A 3,144-nucleotide genomic window follows, 5' to 3' on the forward strand; every position below is an offset into this window, starting at 1 on the left:
GCGCCGACGCGCCGCGGACGACGCCTCATCAGTACGCGCTGCGCGTCGCAGCGCGGCGGCGGCGCGAAGCGCCGCCGGGGCGCTCTTGATCCTGTATGGCGAAATTCGGCAACAACTCGCACAGCGGGCGGCGACGGCTGAAAGCGGACCGCCGGTCGTCCCAACGTGGGTGGAATCGTCGTCTGGTGCGGATGATGTCCTGGGCGGACGGAGGAAGTGCCGGAATCTGTTGCGGTTCAACGGTTCATGTCGCTGCGGTCACGTAAGGTGGACGCACCTCCAGCCGAGGGGCGGTGGACTTGGTCCACACACCGCGCCCAGGAAGGAGGTGGTGGGGATGGCGAAACATCGCCGGAGAAAGCAAGAGACCCCGGTCGATTACGGCATCGTGTTGACGCTCGCTGCCGTGATCGCCGGGGCGCTCATGCTGGTCCGCTGGTTGCGGGCTAGGTAACCCATCAGGTGGGGCGTCGGTAGCGCGGCGTCCCACCGCCAGCATCACTCGCGTGACGATCTAACTGTACACGTATCTGTGTGTACAGTTCACGATAAACAGTATCGTCAACGCTATTGACTTCGACCACACAGTCAGGCAGTGGCGAGGATCTCGGCGGACCGGGGTCGCGCGTAACATGGCGGCCGTGAACGAGGCCATGGCCGAACTGCTGTCTTCGCTGACCGAATCGCGGCGTGCTCACTCGATTGCCGTGGGTCGGCGAATGGAAGGCGTTGCGGAACTGTTGCCAGCGGAACTACGTGCGGAAGCGATCACGGCGGCCTATCTGCATGACGTCGGCTACGGGTATCCGGAAATCGCGTTTCACCCGATCGACGGCGCGCGGCTGTTGCGTTCCCGCGGGTATTCGCCCGTCGTATGCCACTTGGTGGCATTCCACACGGCGGCAGAGGTAGAGGCGGATGTCCGGGGCCTGGATGCGGGCCTGTTCGAAGAGTTCCGACTGGTTGGCGTGGCAGGACTCGACGTAGCCGATGACTTCATGTGGTGGGCTGACCTCTCCACCGGGCCAAACGGCGAGGACTTCACGGTGGATGAACGACTGGCCGAGATTCTGAAAAGGTACGAACCGGGAAGCGTGGTTCATACCGCCATTACACGAGCTGAACCGCGGTTGCGGATGGCGGCTCAGCGGGCATCGGGGTCGATGTAGGGTTCGCTCTCGTTAAGAGCCCAGTCGATCCGCTTTCGCTGGCTGGGGTCCATAGCGAGAGTTGCAATCTGATCGACCGGCACCCATTCGACGCGCGTGCTTTCGCTGCTGGGTGTCGGTTCCCCGCCGACTGCTTCACCGCGATAGACCACGGTGAACTCCTGTCGAACCTCGTCGTTACTGGTGTAGTGGATGACGTGGGTTGGGTCGGTGAAGATTCCGACGATTCCGGTTACGTGGATATCGACTCCGGTCTCTTCTTGGGTCTCCCGTACGGCGGTGCGGCTAAGCGACTCGCCAGGGTCGTGGGCACCTCCAGGCATTGACCAGTTCCCGTTATCTGACCTGCGAATAAGCAGGACCTTGTCCTGCTGGTGGACGAAGGCTGCTGCGCTAGGGCGGACGCTATTGGCTGCCGGAGCGTTGGGGTCCTGGTGGTAGTCGATTCGGCGTCCCATGGAGTCAGGATAGTGCGGGGCGTCCCGTGAGCCAGGCAGCCTCGAACGACTCCATGTAGTAGGAGAAGAGTCGGCCACCTGGGACGCGCTGCAAGTGCTGGACTGGAGACTTCGCCGCATAGGCGCCATAGCTGTGGGTGTTGACAAGCATCGAGTCGCCGAAACGGTAGATGCTGTTGTACAGCGTCGTGCGGTGGGTGCGGACATCGACCATCGGCATGTCCATCGTTTCCCGGAGATATTCCAGCGTTGACTGGCACCGCTGAGGTAGCGACGGCAAGCCCTCTTCGCGGGCGCGGGCGCGAACTTCCGGCGAGTCGCTCTCTCCAACGAGGATTCGGACCTGCACCCCCGCAGTGGCTTTGGCGCGAACGACGTTTACGAAATTGAGAGACTCCACAAGGAAGCCGCCTGCGTACACCAGGACATCGATGTGGTCAGCGGCCTGCTGCATGAGCGAACGCCAAACCTCGTGCGGCACCTCGGGGCGAGTCGGCCAGATCTGCACTAGCTCGGACAATGAGGCGGTTGCAGATCGGCTTCCCGCCAGCAGCTCGGGCCATAGGTAGGTCTCGTCGCAGTCCAGTTCACGGGCGACCTTGAGCCGAAGTCCCGGATGCGGGCACCGATCTTGAGTGACCCACCGCTCGACCGTCTTCGTGCTGATCTTAAGCCGCTCCGCCAGAGCATGTTTCGTGAGATCTGCTGCCGCCATTGCGCCCCGAAGTCGTTCGTTGGTCATGCATCAATGCTACCGCCAAGTGTCCCAAAGTGTCCTAAATATTGGGTTTTTTCGTCCCTGTCTGTCGCGGGATTCTAGATGTGTCAGAGGTTACAGAACCTCTGTGATCGTTCAAATCGTCTCTGACACAAGGGGTTACGGCAATGGCTTTGAAGGATGTTTGGTTCAGTGTGGACTTCGCGGAGGCGTTCCCGATGGGTCTGCTGTTGGTGGGTGAGATTCAGCCGGTGACGGAGTTCAGCCGGGATCGGAACGCGCCGAAGATTCAGAAGCAGGACTACGACTTCGAGGGCAATGGCACGGGGAAGCGGTTGTGGAAGGGCACCGTGATGGACCCGACGGGGATGGGTTCGAAGAACGCTTCGTTCGATGTGACGTTCGTGTCGGATGTGCAGCCGGTGCCGTCGGCGTCGCCGGTGTCGCAGGGTGTGACCCCGGTGGTGCTGGAGGGGTTGCAGATCAAGCCGAAGATCGCCGGTTCGGGGGAGTTCAAGTCGATCGGCTGGACGGTGCGTGCGACCGGGATCGCGGGTGACAACTCGGGTTCCAAGCAGGCTCCGGCCGATCCGGGTGCGGCTCGTGCGGCCGGTAAGGCGGCGTGATCATGTCGTTCTTCAGCACGGCCGCTTCCGGTCATGACGGCATCACTGTCGACTACTCGCCCGCGTACGAGTCGGCGTACGGACCGATGCCCGCGTGGGTGCATGTGAGGTTGTCCGGCGCGGATGCCTATCTGGCCTTGAGCATCGAGGATGCCCGGTCGCTGCTGGCTCAG

The 3,144-nt window shown here is 62.3% G+C and carries 4 protein-coding genes; 2 read left to right on the forward strand and 2 right to left on the reverse strand.

Annotated features, from left to right (window positions below; all coding sequences use genetic code 11):
• Nucleotides 1–641 precede the first annotated feature (641 nt).
• Nucleotides 642–1,169 carry an HD domain-containing protein gene (locus NB3_RS28665; RefSeq protein ID WP_169810759.1) on the forward strand — a complete coding sequence of 176 codons (528 nt, stop codon included), beginning with the start codon at nucleotides 642–644 and terminating at the stop codon, nucleotides 1,167–1,169.
• Here NB3_RS28665 and NB3_RS28670 read toward each other — a convergent pair.
• Complete coding sequence (locus NB3_RS28670; protein ID WP_067809573.1) at nucleotides 1,145–1,627, reverse strand: NUDIX hydrolase; 483 nt, start codon at nucleotides 1,625–1,627, stop codon at nucleotides 1,145–1,147. The two genes, NB3_RS28665 and NB3_RS28670, sit on opposite strands and share 25 nt — an antisense overlap.
• A gap of 4 nt (nucleotides 1,628–1,631) precedes the next feature.
• The gene (locus NB3_RS28675; protein ID WP_067809574.1) at nucleotides 1,632–2,369 is read right to left on the reverse strand and encodes a helix-turn-helix domain-containing protein; all 738 of its coding nucleotides are present in this window, start codon (nucleotides 2,367–2,369) and stop codon (nucleotides 1,632–1,634) included.
• 143 nt (nucleotides 2,370–2,512) lie between these two features.
• Here NB3_RS28675 and NB3_RS28680 point away from each other — a divergent pair, with 143 nt between their 5' ends.
• Complete coding sequence (locus NB3_RS28680; protein WP_067809576.1) at nucleotides 2,513–2,971, forward strand: hypothetical protein; 459 nt, start codon at nucleotides 2,513–2,515, stop codon at nucleotides 2,969–2,971.
• Nucleotides 2,972–3,144: the final 173 nt, after the last annotated feature.

Source organism: Nocardia beijingensis NBRC 16342 (genome assembly GCF_001612785.1).
Lineage (GTDB): Bacteria > Actinomycetota > Actinomycetes > Mycobacteriales > Mycobacteriaceae > Nocardia > Nocardia beijingensis.

Excerpts from the sequence above, each read along its gene's own strand:
- NB3_RS28670 (WP_067809573.1), bottom strand. The coding sequence starts at position 1,627 with ATGGGACGCCGAATCGACTACCACCAGGACCCCAACGCTCCGGCAGCC.
- NB3_RS28675 (WP_067809574.1), bottom strand. The coding sequence starts at position 2,369 with ATGACCAACGAACGACTTCGGGGCGCAATGGCGGCAGCAGATCTCACG.
- NB3_RS28680 (WP_067809576.1), top strand. The coding sequence starts at position 2,513 with ATGGCTTTGAAGGATGTTTGGTTCAGTGTGGACTTCGCGGAGGCGTTC.